This is a genomic window from Stenotrophomonas sp. Pemsol, assembly GCF_003586545.1.
GTDB classification, from domain to species: Bacteria; Pseudomonadota; Gammaproteobacteria; order Xanthomonadales; family Xanthomonadaceae; genus Stenotrophomonas; species Stenotrophomonas sepilia.
The window spans coordinates 552,680-569,474 of record NZ_CP025780.1; the positions used below are offsets into that span (position 1 = coordinate 552,680).

The window sequence follows — 16,795 nt, forward strand, 5'->3', positions numbered from 1 at the left end:
GCGGCCCACGCCGGCTCTCGACACCTACGCTGACAGATTTCCATCAGATAAGGCTTGGCAGCCGCATCCATGCGGCTGACACCCCGCACTCCGACACCGCCCCACCTTCGACAGGTTCACTCGGCTGTTGGTAACGGTGGCCGTTGTTCCGCGCAGCTGTTGGTAGGTGTCGACCTTGGTCGACACGCTTTTTCTGTCAGATATCGAATGAATCATTCACGCATGGCGTGGATCTATCGTGTCGACCAAGGTCGACACCTACCAGAACAATATGCCGTTCCGACAGATCGCGGAATCTGTCGAAGGCGGGGTGGGTCCGGTGGCGGGAGTGTCCGCGGCATGGATGCCGCGGCCAAGCCCCCATGGAGGGGTTTACGGCGTCTCCCGCCACCGGACCCACCCCGCCATCCCCAAGTAAGCCAGCTTCTGCTGTTGCTTCGGCTTCGGCTTCTGCAGGTGCAGGGCGCAGCCCTGCATGAAAAACCCACCCCCTACCAAGGTAGGGCGGCCCGCGCGCCAGCGCCGGACTATCCTCGAACCCATGACTTTGTCTGGGAGGGCTGCGTCATGAACTACGAGGAAACCTACCGTCGCTCGATCGACGAGCCGGAGGCCTTCTGGGGCGAGGAAGCCAAGCGCATCCATTGGCACAAACCGCCGCAGCAGGTGCTCGACTACAGCAACCCGCCGTTCCGGCGCTGGTTCGTCGGCGGCGAAACCAATCTCTGCTACAACGCCGTCGACCGCCACCTGGCAACGCGCGCCGACCAGCTCGCGCTGGTTGCGATTTCCACCGAAACCAACAGCACCCGCGAGATCACCTATCGCCAGCTGTATCGCGAAGTGAACGACTTCGCCGCCGTGCTCAAGCATCTCGGCGTCGGCCACGGTGACCGCGTGGTGATCTACATGCCGAACATGGCCGAAGCCGTGTTCGCGATGCTGGCCTGCGCGCGCATCGGTGCGGTGCACTCGGTGGTGTTCGGTGGCTTCGCCGCGCACAACCTGGCGCTGCGCATCGACGATGCGAAGCCGAAGTTGCTGATCGCAGCGGACGCCGGCATGCGCGGTGGCAAGCTGATTCCGTACAAGCCGATGGTCGACGCGGCCTGCGCCGAAGCAGCTTCGCCGCCACCACACGTGCTGATCGTGTCGCGCGGGCTGGATGCCGCCGAACCCCGCGTGCCGGGTCGCGACGTGGACTACGCCGCGCTGCGTGCACAGGTTGGTGAGGTCGATGTGCCGGTACAGTGGCTGGAAGCGAGCGAGCCGAGCTACCTGCTGTACACCTCCGGTACTACCGGCAAGCCGAAGGGCGTGCAGCGCGATGTCGGTGGTTACGCGGTGGCGATGGCGCAGTCGATGGAGACCGTGTTCGACTGCAAGCCGGGCCAGGTGATGTTCTCCACTTCCGACGTCGGCTGGGCGGTAGGCCACTCGTACAACGTGTACGGCCCGCTGATCGGTGGCTGCACCTCGTTGCTGTACGAGGGGCTGCCGACGAATCCGGACCCGGGTATCTGGTGGGCGCTGTGCGAACAGTACAACGTGCGCACCATGTTCTCCTCACCCACCGCCATCCGCGTGCTGAAGAAGCATGACGCGGACTTCATCCATCGCCACGACCTGCGCGCCCTGAAGTATCTGTTCCTGGCCGGAGAGCCGCTGGACGAGCCCACCGCGCACTGGATCAGCGAAGCGCTGGGCAAGCCGATCATCGACAACTACTGGCAGACCGAAACCGGCTGGCCGGCACTGACCCTGCTGCCGGGCCTGGAGATGAAGCCGGTGCGCTTCGGTTCACCGGGCTTCCCCAATCTCGGCTACCGGATGAAGGTGATCGACGAGAACACCGGCGAGGAAGTGGCACCGGGGCAGAAGGGCGTGCTGGTGGTGTCGCCGCCCTTGCCGCCGGGTTGCATGAGCACGGTGTGGAACGACGACAGCCGTTTCCTGCAGAGCTACTTCAGCCACTTCAAGGAACTGCTGTACAGCTCGCTGGACTGGGCGATCCGCGATGACGATGGCTATACCTTCATCCTCGGCCGTACCGACGATGTGATCAACGTGGCCGGGCATCGTCTGGGCACGCGCGAGATCGAGGAGGCCATCTCCAGCCATCCGCGCGTGGCCGAGGCTGCCGTGATCGGGGTCAAGGACGAGCTGAAGGGGCAGGTGCCGCTGGTGTTCGTCACCCTCAAGCAGGGGCTTGAAGGCGAGGATCCGGCGCCGGTGGTGGCCGAGATGATGGCGACGGTGACGACTTCGCTTGGTGCGGTCGCGCGCCCGGCGCATGTGCACGTGGTCAACGCGCTGCCCAAGACCCGTTCGGGCAAGCTGCTGCGGCGCTCGTTGCAGGCGTTGGCCGAGCAGCGTGACCCGGGCGACCTGTCGACGCTGGACGACCCCAGCGCGCTGGAAGAGATCCGCCGCGCGCTGGGCCGTTGATCCGGTGGTGCCGGCCGCTGGCCGGCCCCCCCTCAATCCCGAGGTTGCCGGCCAGCGGCCGGCACTACCCGCTGCACTTGCGCTAAGCTCGCCCTGTCATCGACCTGCAACACGCGGTGCGCGCCGGGGAATGCGCGCGCCGCCCAGGGGTGGCACACAGGGGGGCGTGCCCGTGAGGGTGCGCCGGCATGGCGCATCAAGGGAGGGGGATGCAATGGCATTGCTGCACGCCAAGACGGCTGCTGGCCGTCAGGAAATCGAAGACCGTGGCCGGCGCCTGCCGGCGGCACTGCGTTCAATCCTGCTGATGGTCGATGGCCATCGCGATGACACCGAACTGCGCGGCTTGTTCGATGGCCTGCGCGCACCTCCGGATGCACTGGAGCAGCTGGCCGCACAGGGACTGATCGAGGTGATCGGCGGGAGCGTAGAGGCCGCTCCGGCGCGTGGCATCAGCACCGGCCGCGAACAGGACCCGGCGCTGTACCAGCAGTTGTACGACGCGATGAGCGAGGCGGTGCGGCGCCATCTGGGGCTGAAGGGCTACTTCATGCAGTTGAAGATCGAACGCTGCACCGATGCGCTGGCGTTGGAACGCCTTTGCCCGGAACTGCTGGCGGCGGTGGGCAAGGCGCGCAGCCCGGCGCTGGCCCAGCGCTGGTGGCAGGAAACCCAGTCCGCCGTAGTAAACGCTGGCAAAGAGGTCGTGCAGGCCTGAGCCACCGCGTAAAGTGATCGGTTCACTTCCCCACAAGGAGTTCCGCGTGCAGGACGACCACGATGACACCGACACCCCCGGCTGGGACGCGATCAATGCGGCGCTTTCGCCGCTGTATGCCGGGCAGGAGCCGCGACACTACGGCACCGCGCTTCCCTACACGCTCGGCGGCCAGGATCCGCTGGATGGCATCAGCGTGTACTGGGCGGATGCGCCGGTTCCGCATTGGCACTACATCACCTACGGTTTCTCCGAGCTGTATGCCAAGGAGAGCAGTGATGCTGCCGCCAGCGGCTATGGTTTCGAGCTGACGTTCCGTCTCGCTGCCGAAGCCGCTGAGAACGCCGACAGCACGCCGCCGGTGTGGCCGATGAACCTGCTGCAGAACCTGGCGCGCTATGTGTTCGGCAGCGGCAACGTGTTCGAGGATGGCCACCATCTGAATGCCAACGGCCCGATCGCACTGGAGACCGACACGCGGTTGTGCCACCTGGCCTTCATTGCCGACCCGCAGTTGCCGGCACGCGACACCGCCAATGGCCACCTGCAGTTCCTGCAGCTGGTTGGATTGACCGATGAGGAAATGGAGGCGGTCAAGCGCTGGTCTACGCGCGGCGTGCTGCAGGCGCTGCAGCCGGCAATGCCGCTGTGGGTCAGCGACCTGCACCGCGGCAACCTGCTGGAGGACCCTGCGCTGGCGGCAGAGGTGCGGGCCGGCAGCGAGCGCGAAGGCTCCAGCACCGGCATGTTGTTCATCGAGACACTGGACTGGCGCCAGGAGGCGGGCATGATCACGCTGGTGCTTGGCGCCGGCCAGGTGGCGAGCGTGTGCGAACTGCTGCCGCTGCGCCTGCGCCACGGCAGATCGCTGGAACTGGTCAGCCGCGAGCGGCAGTGGGAGTTCATCGCGGACGGGGGCGGTGAAGTGGCGGACGTATCCGCCGACAGCGCGCGCTGGTCACTGGACGAGGCGGGCCTGCAGGCCCTGGCAGGGGTGCACGCCGAGCGCGGGGTCTACCCGCTGGCAGGAAGGTTGCGTATCGAGGTGGTGCCGACCTGCCTGCGCGATGCCAAGGGGGAAGTGATCCGCCAAATCGGCTGATCGCACCAATGAAATCGAGGGGGGCGGAGCCGCCTGGTAGCCGATGGGGTCAGATCCGTTCGCCACGCGAACGGCTCTGACCCCTGACCAAGGTCAGGCCAGGCCTTCGGCCTTCAGCGCGGCCTGCACGCCGGCATCAGCGTCCATGCGTGCCTTGTAGGCGGCCAGGTTGTCCAGGCCGGACAGATCAACCTTGGTACCGGCGGCCCAGCGCAGGGTGATGTAGAAGTACGGGTCGGCGAAGCTGCGGAAGCCGGCCAGCCAGGGCTTGTCGGCCAGCTGCCTGTCAGCGGTCTCGAACAGGCCACGCAGGCGCTTGTGCGCGGCGGCGCGGATCGCGTCGTACTGGCTCTCGTCGGCGATGAACTTGCCCGGCGCGAACAGCGGCGAGAAGGCCGGGTGCACGTCGGAATTGACGAAGGCCAGCCAGCGGGTGGCTTCGGCGCGCTGGCGCGAGCTGCCATCACCGCCGAGGCCGGCCTGCGGGAAGCTGTCGGCGATGTAGCCCATGATCGCGGCGTTCTGCAGCAGCACGAAGTCGCCGTCGACCAGTGCGGGAACGGCACCGGCCGGATTGATCTTCAGGAATTCCGGACCCTTCAGGGTGTCCTTGTTCAGCAGTTCAACCTCGAACGGCTGGCCGGTCCACTGCAGGGCGATGTGGTCGGCGGTGGAACAGGCACCGGGCTTGCTGTACAGCTTCATGGGAACTCCAGGTGATGCGGGCGGGAAACGCCCACTATCCCAGAGCCCGGCGGCGGCCGGCAACGCTGCCGCCAGCACGGATCGTTACGATTGCCGCGGCTTGAGGTTCTGCACCTTGTAGAAGGTGTGATCGCCGATGGTCGCCACCTGGTAGGCGTTGCGCCAGTTCGGGCTGGCGATGGACAGCGCGGCGAAGTGGCTGGCACCGGGCACGATCTCGCGGCGTTCGCCGGCCGGCAGCGCCCAGTTGCGCTCGGCGTCGAAGGCCACGTTCATCGCTTCGCTCCACGCCGCGTCATTGCCCAGCTGGGTGCCGGGGGGGACGATGGTCGGTGCGAACTGCTTGCGCGCGGTGACCACCTGGCACATCGAGTCGCCCCACAGGCCACTGTCGAGACGGCGCAGGGCGACCTCGGCAACAGCCTGCTGACCGCGCAGGGTCTGGTCGCGGGCTTCCAGGTAGACGGTGGTGCTCAAACACAGTGAATCAGCGGCCGGCTGAGGCAACAACTGCGACAGCCAGAGAATCCAGGCCAGTTTCATATAACTCCTTGCTCCGTATGGGCCGCACCCTCCGGTTCCGGCCGCGGGGCGACAGGAGGTGGGGGACGACTTGGCGTCATGGGGAGGCGGCCATCGGGGCCGCCCCGTGGGCAGCCCCAAAAGAAACGATCAGTACCGATCGTGGGGACTGCGCCGGCTCACCGGAAACTGGCTGGTGAGCGGAAAGATGGCGCAAGGTAGGGGGGCATAGCCGAACGCATCGTGAACCGCTCGGCTTGACATTCAGGTTCAACCGGGGTGACGGAAATCACATTCCGTCCCCCATTCAGGCGCTCATCAGAGCGCGGCGGCGACCCGGCTGCCCTGGTCGATGGCGCGTTTCGCATCGAGTTCGGCGGCGACGTCGGCACCGCCGATCAGCTGCGCGTTGATGCCGGCCGCCTGCAGTTCGGCCTGCAGCGTGCGGTTCGGTTCCTGCCCGGCGCAGATCACCACATGGTCGACCGGCAGCAGCTGTTCGCTGCCGTCCACGCGGATGCGCAGGCCCTCGTCGTCCACCCCTAGGTACTCGACGCCACCGAGCATGCGCACGCCCTTGGCCTTCAGCGCGGCGCGATGGATCCAGCCGGTGGTCTTGCCCAGCCGCGCGCCCGGCTTGCCCGGGCTACGCTGCAGCAGCCACAAGCGTCGCGGTGACGGCTCGACCTCGGGCCGACCCAGCGAGCCGCGTGCCTCGAAGCTGGGGTCCACGCCCCATTCGGCCATCCAGCGCTGCGGATCCAGCGAGGGGGATTCACCGGCGTGGCTGAGGAATTCGCCGACATCGAAGCCGATGCCGCCGGCGCCGATGATCGCCGCATTGGCGCCCACTTCGACCCGTCCCAGCAGCACGTCCAGGTAGCTCACCACCTTGGCGTGATCGGCACCGGGGAAATCGACCTTGCGCGGGGTGATGCCGGTGGCCAGCACCACCTCGTCGAAGCCAGCCAGTTGGGAAGCGTCGACGCGGGTGCCCAGGCGCAGCTGTACGCCGGTCTCCTGCAGCGCGTGGCGGAAGTAGCGCAGGGTCTCGTGGAACTCTTCCTTGCCGGGGATGCGCTTGGCCACGTTGAACTGGCCGCCGATCTCATCATTGGCATCGAACAGGGTGACCTGGTGGCCACGCTGGGCAGCGACAGTGGCGCAGGCCAGGCCGGCGGGGCCGGCGCCGACCACCGCAACCTTCTTCGGCGTAGCAGTGGGACGATAGACCAGCTCGGTCTCGTGGGCGGCGCGCGGATTGACCAGGCAGCTGGCCAGCTTGTTCTCGAACACGTGGTCCAGGCAGGCCTGGTTGCAGGCGATGCAGGTGTTGATCGCCTCCGCGCGGCCGGCACGGGCCTTGTTCGGCCACTGCGGGTCGGCCAGCAGCGGGCGTGCCAGCGACACCATGTCGGCGCCGCCACCGGCCAGGATGCGTTCGGCAACGTCGGGCATGTTGATGCGGTTGGTCGCCACCAGCGGTACCTTCACATGCGGCTTGAGCTTGGCGGTGACGCCGGCAAAGGCCGCGCGCGGCACCGAGGTGGCGATGGTCGGAATGCGCGCTTCGTGCCAGCCGATGCCGGAATTGATGATCGTTGCGCCAGCCGCCTCGATCGCCTGCGCCTGTTGAACGATCTCGTCCCAGTCGCTGCCGTCGTCGACCAGATCCACCAGTGACAGGCGGTAGATGATGATGAAGTCCGGGCCACAGGCCTCGCGGATGCGGCGCACGATCTCGACCGCGAAGCGCATGCGCTGGCGCGCGTCGCCGCCCCAGGCATCGGCGCGCTTGTTGGTGCGCGGGGCGATGAACTCGTTGATGAGGTAGCCCTCCGAGCCCATCACTTCCACGCCGTCGTAGCCGGCCTCGCGGGCCAGCTTCGCGCTGCGAGCGTAGTCGGCGATATGGCGCTCTACGCCGCTGGCCGACAATGCGCGCGGGGTGAACGGGTTGATCGGTGCTTTCAGCTTCGACGGTGCCACCGACAACGGGTGGTAGGCATAGCGGCCGGCATGCAGCAACTGCAGGCAGATCTTCGCGCCGTGCTGGTGCGCGGCGGCGGTGAGCTGGCGGTGCGGCCGCACTTCCCAGGGCCAGGACAGCTTGCCACCGAATGGCTTCAGCCAACCGACCACATTGGGCGCGAAGCCGCCGGTGACGATCAGGCCGACGCCGCCCTCGGCGCGCTCGGCGAAGTAGGCCGCCAGCCGTGGGAAGTCGCGGGCGCGATCTTCCAGGCCGGTGTGCATCGAACCCATCAGGACGCGGTTGCGCAGCTGGGTGAAGCCCAGATCCAGCGGGGCGAACAGGTGGGGATAGGCGCTTTCGTTGGCTGGCGACATGGTCGATACGCTTGCGTACGGAAGCGCGAAGCGTGCCGCGAAACGGCGGCCGGGGCAAGGGCCGCTTCTTTGGGAGGGCTGGCCGCTGTCTGACGGTTTGGTAGTGCCGGCCGCTGGCCGGGTGCGCTCGGCACATGCGTGCTGTCGCTCCCGCGTTTCGCTGCGCGAATCGCGGGCCCCACTCACCGGCCTCCAACCCCCCCGCGCCTGCGGCGCTGCCCCCGAACTCCGGGGGCGGTAGTGCCGGCCGCTGGCGGGCATTCCGGTCAACTCAGGGCGATTGCGGTTGCCGGCCAGCGGCCGGCACTACCGGAGCAGGCCGACCGATCCCGAACCAGCCCAGCGTCACTCCGCACAGCGGCCCGATCAGCAGGGCGAAGGCGAGGGTGCCGAGGCCGACATTGCCGCCCAGGCACCAGCCCAGCAGCAGTACGCTGCCTTCGATCAGGCTGCGCACCTTCCAGATCGGCCAGCCGGTACGGGCATGCAGACCGGTCATCAGGCCATCGCGTGGCCCCGGGCCAAGGCGGGCACCGATGTACAGGCCGGTGGCCAGCGCCACCAGCAGCATGCCGGCACAGAACATCGCCACCTGCCAGCCAAGGCCGACGGCCGGCGGCAGCAGCCACAGCCCGAACTGTGCGGAGGGGCCGATCAGCATCACGTTGAGCACGGTGCCGAGGCCCGGCTTCTGCCGCAGGGGCCACCACAGCAGGAGCACCAATGCACCGATGGCATTGGTTGCCAGGCCGAATGACAGCGGCGTCTGCGCGGCGATGCCCTGCGACAGAACATCCCAGGGTGCCACGCCGATGGCGGCGCGGATCATCAGCGAGGCGCCGAAGCCGTACAGGAACAGGCCGGTGATCAATTGCAGCAGGCGCAAGGGCAGGGCGGTGGGCATGGCGGTCCGGGGGGGGCGGGGATCTGTTTCCACCGTATCGCCGTTTCTGCGTCATCCATAGATACAGATGCCGGCCAATCCGCCGCTACAGGTAGCGTCGATCCCGCGTAGAGGCTGTGGTGTAGAGCCGAGCCCCTGATCGGCTCCGCACTGCGGCGTCAGTCGTCCCAGCCGACCAGCGCCAGCTTGCCCACCGTGCGCCCGCTGGCCAGGCGCTGATGCGCGATGTCCAGGTTGGCCGCATTGATCGTGCCCAGCGTCTCATTGAGCGTACCGCGCAGCTGGCCGGCATCGATCATGCTGGCCGCACGGCTGAGGATGCGGTGCTGTTCGATGCAGTCGGCGGTGGCGAAGCGCGAACGCGCGAACATGAATTCCCAGTGGATGCCGATGCATTTGGCCTTGTAGGGATCGCCGATGCGCAGTGCACCCCGCGGCTCGACGATCAGGCCGACGTGGCCCTGCGGTGCCAGCAGCTGGCCCAGTTCATCCCAGTAGTGGTCGGTGTCGGCCAGATTGAGCGCGACCTGCACCGCATCGATGCCCAGCGCCTGCAACTGGGGCTGCAGTGGCTGCCGATGGTCGATCACATGCGCGGCCCCCATCTGTCGGCACCAGTCGATCGAGGCCTCGCGCGAGGCGGTGGCGATCACCTCGAAACCGGCATGGCGTGCCAGCTGGATCGCCATCGAGCCGACGCCGCCGGCGCCGCCGATCACCAGCAGGTGCTGGCCCACGTGGCGGCGGCCATCGAGCTGCAGCGGCATGCGCTGGAACAGCAGTTCCCAGGCTGTGAGAGTGGTCAGCGGCAGCGCGGCCGCTTCAGCGAAATCGAGCGTGGTCGGCTTGCGCGCGACCAGGCGCTCATCAACCCACTGGTACTGGGCGTTGCAGCCCGGTCGGGTCACGTCACCGGCGAAGTAGACCTCGTCACCGGAGGCGAACAGGCTGGCCTCGTCACCGATGGCTTCGACCACGCCGGCTGCGTCCCAGCCGAGCACCCGGGGAACCTCAAGGGTGGCCGGATCGGTGGCGGCCCGCTGCTTGCCATCGACGGGGTTGACCGAAACCGCTTCGATCCGCACCAGCAGATCGCGGCCGCGAGGAGGCAGCGGCGGCGGCAGCAGGACATCACGCAGGGCGGGCGCGTATTCACGACTCAGGGCGACGGCTTTCATCACGGCTCCGGCTGGGTTCGTGATCCCATCATAAGGTTCCTCACGTTTCCTCAGACGCGCTGAACCGTGTGATGCAGCACGTTGCGCAATATGTCGCTTCTCGCACCTAAACCCCGTCAAACCCTTGCAGCGTGTGGGTCTTGCGGATTTTCATCATCCTGTATAGGGTTTCAACGTCGGACCGGTGGACGGTCGGGCGCAACACTTCACATGTTACGGGACTGTTAACATGGCCTTCACCCGCCTGAGCATAATGTTCGCGGCGGTGGCGTGCTGAATCGGCTGTCGAACATCGACGCACTAGTGCTGGCCCATGCCTCTACCGGTTTCATACCCCCGAAATAGGAGCTGTATTCAATGAACAAGAAGATCCTTACTGCCGCGCTGCTGGGCGGCCTGGCTTTCGCCCAGGCAGCTTCTGCGCAGGAGTTCGATGACCGCTGGTACCTGACCGGTTCGGCCGGCTTCAACTTCCAGGACAGCGACCGTCTGACCAATGACGCTCCGTTCGTGACCCTGGGCCTGGGTAAGTTCATCAGCCCGAACTGGTCGCTGGACGGTGAGCTGAACTACCAGAACCCGAACTTCGACAGCAACCAGGACCTGAACTGGTCGCAGTACGGCATCTCGCTGGACCTGCGTCGCCACTTCATCAAGGAAGGCCGCGGCTGGAACCCGTACATCGTCGGTGGCCTGGGCTACCAGAAGTCGGAAGAAGAGTACGCTGCGCTCGACAACAACGGCCCGCGCCAGCGTAAGGACGGCAATGTTGCTGCCAAGCTGGGCGTCGGCCTGCAGACCACCTTCGACAAGCGCGTTGCTGTCCGCGCCGAAGTGGCCTACCGCGCTGACTTCGACGACCAGAGCATCGCCGCACGTGACGAAAGCTGGTTCGGCGACGTGCTGGCTTCGGTCGGCGTCGTGATCCCGCTGGGCCCGGCTCCGGTCGCGGCTGCTCCGGCTCCGGCTCCGGTTGCCCCGAGCTGCGCCGACCTGGACGACGACGGTGACGGCGTCAACAACTGCGACGACAAGTGCCCGAACTCGCAGCCGGGTCAGACCATCGGTCCGGACGGTTGCCCGGTTCCGGTCTCCATCGACCTGAAGGGCGTCAACTTCGACTTCGACAAGTCGAACCTGCGTCCGGACGCCGTGGCGATCCTGAGCGAAGCCACCGAGATCCTGAAGCGTTACCCGGATCTGCGCGTTGAAGTTGCCGGTCACACCGACTCGAAGGGTACCGACGCTTACAACCAGAAGCTGTCGGAGCGTCGTGCTACCGCCGTGTACAACTACCTGACCAAGAACGGCGTTGACGCCGGTCGCCTGGTCGGCCCGATCGGCTACGGCGAGAGCCGTCCGATTGCTCCGAACACCAACCCGGATGGTTCGGACAACCCGGAAGGTCGCGCCAAGAACCGTCGTACCGAGCTGAACGTCCAGAACTAAGTTCTGACGCTCTGCCCGTAGGACACAGCAGGACCCGGCTTCGGCCGGGTCTTGTTGTTTCTGCGGGCAGGACGCTCGCCTGTGACGGGGCAAGGCAACCGTTCGTCGGTCTTTTGTCCGTAAAACCAATAAGTTGTCGTATTCATTGAAAGTGGCGCTTGAAAGCTGACGCGGCATTGCTAAACTCGCCGCGTCACTTCCTTCCGTGGATGCCCCTCATGCTGCGCTCTGCATCGGCCGCCGTCCTGGCGCTGGCCCTGGTTCCCGCCGCCCACGCTGCGGTCGATTGCTCGGTCAACACCAGCGCCTCGCCGCTGCCGTTGCCGGCCACGACCATCGCGCCAGTGGCCGACGAGCTGTACATCCGTGGCAACCAGCTGGGCATGCCGGCCGGTGTGCTGAGCAGCAACTACGATCCGTCGCAGTCGCTGGACCAGGTGCTGCAGCGCCTGCGCATCGACGGCTGCCAGAACATCGCCAAGGCCATTCCGAGCGCACCGGCGGTGAAGCCGAACGATCCGGCGGCCTACAAGCCGCAGACCGAATTCGACAACACGCCCTGGCGCTTCGACATGAGCCAGAACGGCAAGCGCATGACCGCCGAAGAGTTCGACGCCTGGATGAAGGCGCGCGGCGTTCGCGTGGTCAAGGCGCGTCCGGCTCCGGCCGCCACTCCGGCCCCGGCCGAAGCACCGGCTGAGACCAAGCCGGTCGACAAGAAGTAAGCGCCGCGGGGAGCAGAGGCTTGCGCACGCGCCGCCCACCTGCCGCCCCCGCCGCCCGCTCCCGCGCACCGCGTGGGCGTGCGACTCCGGATGTCTCCAGTGGCGTGCGCCATGGCCTGGCGCGCGTGCTGTCCAAGGCGGGTGTGTGCTCGCGCAGCGAGGCCGCGCGCTGGATTGCCGAGGGCCGCGTACGCGTGTCCGGCCGCATCGTTCGTGATCCCGAGTTCCCGATTGCCAGTCCGCCCCCGCCGATCGAGGTCGACGGCCAGCCGATGGGGGCGCCGCAGCGCCTGTACCTGATGCTCAACAAGCCGCGCGGGGTGGTCACCACGGCGCAGGACGAGCGTGGTCGCGACACCGTGTATCGCTGCTTCGATGGTGCCGGCCTGCCGTGGATCGCGCCGGTCGGGCGCCTGGACAAGGCCAGCGAAGGCTTGCTGTTGTTCAGCAATGATCCGCAGTGGGCGGCGCACCTGACCGATTCGGAGACCGGCCCGCAGAAAACCTATCACGTGCAGGTGGATCGTCTGCCCGATGAGGACACCCTGGCCGCGCTGCGCGCCGGTGTCGAAGACGCGGGCGAGCTCCTCGCCGCCCGTGCCGTGCGCGTACTGCGCAGTGGCGACAAGACCGCATGGCTGGAGGTGGTCCTCGACGAGGGCCGCAACCGCCATATCCGCCGCCTGTTGGCGGCCTTCGACCTGCAGGTGCTGCGCCTGGTCCGGGTCGCGATCGGTGGGCTGGTGCTCGGCGATCTCGGCAAGGGCCAGTGGCGGGTTCTGCAGGTCAGCGACCAGCAGCGGCTGGGGGCCGCTGCACTGGGCTGATCATCGCCCGTGGCCGGCAGTTGCCGGCCGCCGTTCCAGGCGTAGGGGGCGCCTGGCTGTCGACATTCCCGAACGGAGCCTGCCATGTACCACCCGACCCTCAATCAAACCCTGCGCTGTGCAGGCCTGCTGCTGCCGATGGTGCTGCTGGCCGCCTGCGGCGGCCACAAGAAGGTGGCCAAGGCGGAAACGCCTGCCGAGACCCCGGTGGTGGAAGTGAAGACCCCGGAGCTGGATGGTCGCGGCAGTTACCGCTTCCTGATGAGCAACGGCGACAAGAAGATGACCGCCGATGAGTTCGATGCCTGGATGAAGGCCAACGGCATCCGCGTTGCCAAGGGCAATGGCCAGGACGCTGCCGCCAAGCCGGTAGTGGTGGCCAGCAAGGAAGAGCCGAAGGGCAAGAAGAAAAAGAAGTGACGCCAGTGGGTGCCGACCTCGGTCGGCACGCTTTGACCGTGCGGGGTCAGAGCCCTTTCCTGCGGAAAGGGATCCGACCCCGGCCGTGATCAGCCCTTGACCACGCCCAGTTCGACACCGATGCGGGTGAACGCATCAATCGCCCGGTCCAGGTGCTCGCGGCTGTGCGCGGCGCTGATCTGGGTACGGATGCGGGCCTGGCCCTTGGGCACCACCGGGAAGAAGAAGCCGATCGCGTAGATGCCTTCTTCCAGCAGGCGCTCGGCGAACTTCTGCGCCAACGGTGCGTCATACAGCATCACCGGGCTGATCGGATGCACGCCCGGCTTCACGTCGAAACCGGCGGCGGTCATCTTCTCGCGGAAGTAGGCGGTGTTCTCGGCCAGGGTGCTGCGCAGGTCGTCAGCGGCAGCCAGCATTTCGAACGCCTTGATGCCGGCGGCCACCACGTGCGGCGGCAGCGAGTTGGAGAACAGGTACGGGCGCGAGCGCTGGCGCAGCAGTTCGATCACCTCGGCGCTGGCGCAGGTGAAGCCGCCCAGTGCGCCGCCCATGGCCTTGCCCAGAGTGCCGGTGATGATGTCGATCTTCTCCAGCACCCCCTTCACTTCGGCCGAGCCGCGGCCGGTGGCGCCAAGGAAGCCGGTGGCGTGGCATTCGTCGATGTGCACCAGGGCGTTGTACTTCTTTGCCAGCGCGGTGATCTCGTCCAGCGGCGCGATGAAGCCATCCATCGAGAAAACGCCGTCGGTGGTGATCAGCTTGGTCTTGCAGCCGGCGGCATCGGCGGCCTGCAGCTGGGCTTCCAGATCGGCCATGTCACAGTTGGCGTAGCGGAAGCGCTTGGCCTTGCACAGGCGCACGCCGTCGATGATCGAAGCATGGTTCAGTGCATCGGAAATGATCGCGTCGTTCTCGCCAAGCAGCGGCTCGAACAGGCCGCCGTTGGCGTCGAAGCAGGCCGCGTACAGGATGGTGTCCTGCTTGCCGAAGAAGTCGGCGATCTGCTTTTCCAGCTGCTTGTGCAGGTCCTGCGTGCCGCAGATGAAGCGCACCGAGGCCATGCCGAAGCCGTGGGTATCGAGTGCGTCCTTGGCGGCCTGGATCAGGTCCGGATGGTCGGCCAGTCCCAGGTAGTTGTTGGCACAGAAATTCAGCACCTTGCGGCCGTCGTCGAGGGTGATCTCGGCCGACTGCGGGCTGGTGATGATCCGCTCGGACTTGAACAGGCCCTGGGCGCGGATGGCGTCCAGTTCCTCGGCGTAGTGGCGGGTCAGGGCGGAGGAGGCGTCGGTCATGGCGTGGGCACGGCTCTGAACGGGAAACCGCTGATTCTAACGGGCATCGCCGCTTGCCGACCGGCCCGGGCGGGGCATCGCCACGGCCGGCACATGTTGCATCGCAATAGCAAAGTGGTTAAAAATTCGTGAACCGGAGCTGTCCGGTTCCGGCCGATACGCCCGCCCTCGGCCTTCCACGCCACCGCCCCCACCGGAGACGCTCATGAAGCACGCCCGTGCCTGCCTCGCCATTGCCGCTGCCTTGACCCTGGCTGCCCCGTTCGCCGCCAGTGCCCAGGAAAACGAATCGCCGTACAGCTGGAACGTCACCGCCGTGTCGGACTACCTGTTCCGTGGTGTCTCGCAGACCGACGAAAAGCCGACCCTGCAGGCCGGTTTCACCTACACCTCGCCGGTAGGCCTGTATGCCGGTGTCTGGGGGTCGGGCGTGGACTTTGGTCCGGGCGACCCGAACACCGAGGTCGACTACCAGATCGGTTACGGCGTGGACGTCACCCCGCGCGTCAACTTCGATGTGCTGCTGAACCGCTATACCTACATCGGTGCCAGCAACCAGAACTACAACGAGCTGGTGACCACCACCACGCTGGATGAGACCTACAAGCTGACCGTGGCCTACACCAATGACCAGTGGAACAGCGGCACCGACGGTTGGTACTACGGTGTCGGCGGCCAGTGGGGCCTGCCGCGTGACTTCACCCTCAACGCCAATGTCGGCCGCAGCAGCTTCGAGAAGGGCCTGGCCAAGGACTACACCGACTGGAACGTCGGCGTCAGCCGCCAGTTCGGCCTGTTCAACGTCGGCCTGGGCTACTACGGTACCGACGGCAACGGCCGTGACAACTCGGGCAAGCTGGCACACAGCCGGGTGATGCTGAGCGTGGCCGTCGGCAAGTAACGCCGCAGGCGTTACGGTAGGTGCCAGGCTTGCCTGGCACGCATTGCGAAAAAGGCGCCCATCGGGCGCCTTTTTCAGTTCCGCGGTGTTCTTGATCCCATCCGGGGGAGAGCCCCCTTGTTGTTCAAGGGGGCGCGCCAAAGGCGCGGGGATAAGGAAACATGCGGGGGAATTGACCCTTCGGGTCAATTCCAGCTGAGCACGACCTTGCCGGCCTTGCCTTCTTCCATCAGGTCGAAACCCTTCTGGAAGTCGTCGATCGGCAGCTGGTGGGTCATCACCTTGCCGAGCGGGAAGCCGGACAGCACCAGCTGGGTCATCTTGTACCAGGTCTCGTACATCTTGCGGCCGTAGATGCCCTGTACGGTCAGGCCCTTGAAGATGATCTTGTCCCAGTCGCAGCCGGCACCCTTGGGCATGATGCCCAGCATGGCGATCTTGCCACCGTGGTACATGCAGTCGAGCATGTCGTTGAACGCACGCGGGTTGCCGCTCATTTCCAGGCCCACATCGAAGCCCTCCATGTGCAGTTCCTTCATCACGTCCTTCAGCGACTGGTTGGCGACGTTGACCACCCGGGTGGCGCCCATGTCGGCGGCCAGCTTCAGGCGGAAGTCGTTGACGTCGGTCACCACCACGTTGCGCGCACCGATGTGCTTGCAGATGCCGGCAGCGATGATGCCGATCGGGCCCGCGCCGGTGATCAGCACGTCCTCACCGATCACGTCGAATTCCAGTGCGCAGTGCGCTGCGTTGCCGTACGGGTCGAAGAACGCGGCCAGCTCCGACGGGATCTGGTCCGGGATTGGCCACAGGTTGCTGGCCGGCATCACCATGTATTCGGCAAAGGCACCATTGACGTTGACGCCGATGCCGACGGTGTTCGGGCACAGGTGCGGGCGGCCGCCGCGGCAGTTGCGGCAGTGGCCGCAGACGATGTGGCCTTCGGCCGAGACGCGCTGGCCGATCTCGTAGCCGGTCACGCCCGGGCCGATTTCGGCAATGCGGCCGACAAATTCATGGCCGATGGTCAGGCCCGGCTTGATCGTGCGCTGGCTCCACTCGTCCCACAGGTAGATGTGCAGGTCGGTACCGCAGATCGCGGTCTTCTCGAGCTTGATCAACACCTGGTTGGGGCCCGGAGTCGGCACCGGAACCTCTTCCATCCAGATGCCCTTGGCTGCTTCGCGCTTGACCAGGGCCTTCATCGTTTGCTGCGCCATCGGGGTGGAACTCATCAGGGGGAAAG

At 66.4% G+C, this 16,795-nt stretch carries 15 protein-coding genes; 8 read left to right on the forward strand and 7 right to left on the reverse strand.

Features of this window, described 5'->3' with window-relative positions; genetic code table 11:
- Positions 1-567: 567 nt before the first annotated feature.
- The 3 genes from prpE to PEM_RS02525 all read left to right on the forward strand — a co-directional run bounded on the left by prpE (position 568) and on the right by PEM_RS02525 (position 4,268).
- Positions 568-2,448, forward strand: coding sequence for a propionate--CoA ligase (gene prpE, locus PEM_RS02515; RefSeq protein WP_005415430.1), 1,881 nt, complete (start codon positions 568-570; stop codon positions 2,446-2,448).
- Between the two features lie 214 nt (positions 2,449-2,662).
- Positions 2,663-3,166, forward strand: coding sequence for a hypothetical protein (locus PEM_RS02520; protein WP_005415431.1), 504 nt, complete (start codon positions 2,663-2,665; stop codon positions 3,164-3,166).
- Positions 3,167-3,212: 46 nt separating this feature from the next.
- Positions 3,213-4,268, forward strand: coding sequence for a suppressor of fused domain protein (locus tag PEM_RS02525; RefSeq protein WP_111126938.1), 1,056 nt, complete (start codon positions 3,213-3,215; stop codon positions 4,266-4,268).
- Positions 4,269-4,361: 93 nt separating this feature from the next.
- On the opposite strand, the gene PEM_RS02530 is transcribed toward PEM_RS02525, so the two are convergent.
- The 5 genes from PEM_RS02530 to PEM_RS02550 form a co-directional block, all read right to left on the reverse strand.
- Positions 4,362-4,973, reverse strand: coding sequence for a glutathione S-transferase N-terminal domain-containing protein (locus tag PEM_RS02530; RefSeq protein ID WP_111126940.1), 612 nt, complete (start codon positions 4,971-4,973; stop codon positions 4,362-4,364).
- A gap of 84 nt (positions 4,974-5,057) precedes the next feature.
- Positions 5,058-5,516, reverse strand: a complete 459-nt coding sequence (locus PEM_RS02535) for a cell wall hydrolase (protein WP_111126942.1) — start codon at positions 5,514-5,516, stop codon at positions 5,058-5,060.
- Between the two features lie 297 nt (positions 5,517-5,813).
- On the reverse strand, positions 5,814-7,844 hold the full coding sequence (locus PEM_RS02540) for an NADPH-dependent 2,4-dienoyl-CoA reductase (protein WP_111126944.1): 2,031 nt from the start codon (positions 7,842-7,844) through the stop codon (positions 5,814-5,816).
- A gap of 271 nt (positions 7,845-8,115) precedes the next feature.
- Positions 8,116-8,748: a membrane protein gene (locus PEM_RS02545; protein WP_005415435.1), complete on the reverse strand. Its 633-nt coding sequence runs from the start codon at positions 8,746-8,748 to the stop codon at positions 8,116-8,118.
- A 158-nt stretch (positions 8,749-8,906) separates the two neighbouring features.
- Positions 8,907-9,926, reverse strand: coding sequence for a zinc-binding alcohol dehydrogenase family protein (locus PEM_RS02550; protein WP_053501218.1), 1,020 nt, complete (start codon positions 9,924-9,926; stop codon positions 8,907-8,909).
- A gap of 357 nt (positions 9,927-10,283) precedes the next feature.
- Here PEM_RS02550 and PEM_RS02555 point away from each other — a divergent pair, with 357 nt between their 5' ends.
- The 4 genes from PEM_RS02555 (at position 10,284) to PEM_RS02570 (ending at position 13,347) form a co-directional block, all read left to right on the forward strand.
- Positions 10,284-11,375: an OmpA family protein gene (locus tag PEM_RS02555; RefSeq protein ID WP_005415437.1), complete on the forward strand. Its 1,092-nt coding sequence runs from the start codon at positions 10,284-10,286 to the stop codon at positions 11,373-11,375.
- Between the two features lie 218 nt (positions 11,376-11,593).
- Positions 11,594-12,100 (forward strand): hypothetical protein, encoded by a 507-nt coding sequence (locus tag PEM_RS02560; RefSeq protein WP_005408235.1) that lies wholly within the window; start codon positions 11,594-11,596, stop codon positions 12,098-12,100.
- A gap of 20 nt (positions 12,101-12,120) precedes the next feature.
- Positions 12,121-12,927, forward strand: a complete 807-nt coding sequence (locus tag PEM_RS02565; protein WP_162911571.1) for a pseudouridine synthase — start codon at positions 12,121-12,123, stop codon at positions 12,925-12,927.
- 84 nt (positions 12,928-13,011) lie between these two features.
- Positions 13,012-13,347, forward strand: coding sequence for a hypothetical protein (locus PEM_RS02570; RefSeq protein WP_005415439.1), 336 nt, complete (start codon positions 13,012-13,014; stop codon positions 13,345-13,347).
- 89 nt (positions 13,348-13,436) lie between these two features.
- Here PEM_RS02570 and kbl read toward each other — a convergent pair whose 3' ends face one another.
- Positions 13,437-14,645, reverse strand: coding sequence for a glycine C-acetyltransferase (gene kbl / locus PEM_RS02575; RefSeq protein WP_005415440.1), 1,209 nt, complete (start codon positions 14,643-14,645; stop codon positions 13,437-13,439).
- Positions 14,646-14,850: 205 nt separating this feature from the next.
- Between kbl and PEM_RS02580 the strand changes: the two genes are divergently transcribed.
- Positions 14,851-15,546, forward strand: a complete 696-nt coding sequence (locus PEM_RS02580; protein ID WP_005415441.1) for a TorF family putative porin — start codon at positions 14,851-14,853, stop codon at positions 15,544-15,546.
- A gap of 185 nt (positions 15,547-15,731) precedes the next feature.
- On the opposite strand, the gene tdh is transcribed toward PEM_RS02580, so the two are convergent.
- Positions 15,732-16,754: an L-threonine 3-dehydrogenase gene (tdh, locus tag PEM_RS02585; protein ID WP_005415442.1), complete on the reverse strand. Its 1,023-nt coding sequence runs from the start codon at positions 16,752-16,754 to the stop codon at positions 15,732-15,734.
- Positions 16,755-16,795: the final 41 nt, after the last annotated feature.

Bases quoted from the DNA above. Each gene is read 5' to 3' on its own strand.
- prpE (WP_005415430.1), top strand. From the start codon at position 568: ATGAACTACGAGGAAACCTACCGTCGCTCGATCGACGAGCCGGAGGCC.
- PEM_RS02520 (WP_005415431.1), top strand. From the start codon at position 2,663: ATGGCATTGCTGCACGCCAAGACGGCTGCTGGCCGTCAGGAAATCGAA.
- PEM_RS02530 (WP_111126940.1), bottom strand. From the start codon at position 4,973: ATGAAGCTGTACAGCAAGCCCGGTGCCTGTTCCACCGCCGACCACATC.
- PEM_RS02535 (WP_111126942.1), bottom strand. From the start codon at position 5,516: ATGAAACTGGCCTGGATTCTCTGGCTGTCGCAGTTGTTGCCTCAGCCG.
- PEM_RS02540 (WP_111126944.1), bottom strand. From the start codon at position 7,844: ATGTCGCCAGCCAACGAAAGCGCCTATCCCCACCTGTTCGCCCCGCTG.
- PEM_RS02545 (WP_005415435.1), bottom strand. From the start codon at position 8,748: ATGCCCACCGCCCTGCCCTTGCGCCTGCTGCAATTGATCACCGGCCTG.
- PEM_RS02550 (WP_053501218.1), bottom strand. From the start codon at position 9,926: ATGAAAGCCGTCGCCCTGAGTCGTGAATACGCGCCCGCCCTGCGTGAT.
- PEM_RS02555 (WP_005415437.1), top strand. From the start codon at position 10,284: ATGAACAAGAAGATCCTTACTGCCGCGCTGCTGGGCGGCCTGGCTTTC.
- PEM_RS02560 (WP_005408235.1), top strand. From the start codon at position 11,594: ATGCTGCGCTCTGCATCGGCCGCCGTCCTGGCGCTGGCCCTGGTTCCC.
- PEM_RS02570 (WP_005415439.1), top strand. From the start codon at position 13,012: ATGTACCACCCGACCCTCAATCAAACCCTGCGCTGTGCAGGCCTGCTG.
- kbl (WP_005415440.1), bottom strand. From the start codon at position 14,645: ATGACCGACGCCTCCTCCGCCCTGACCCGCCACTACGCCGAGGAACTG.
- PEM_RS02580 (WP_005415441.1), top strand. From the start codon at position 14,851: ATGAAGCACGCCCGTGCCTGCCTCGCCATTGCCGCTGCCTTGACCCTG.
- tdh (WP_005415442.1), bottom strand. From the start codon at position 16,754: ATGAAGGCCCTGGTCAAGCGCGAAGCAGCCAAGGGCATCTGGATGGAA.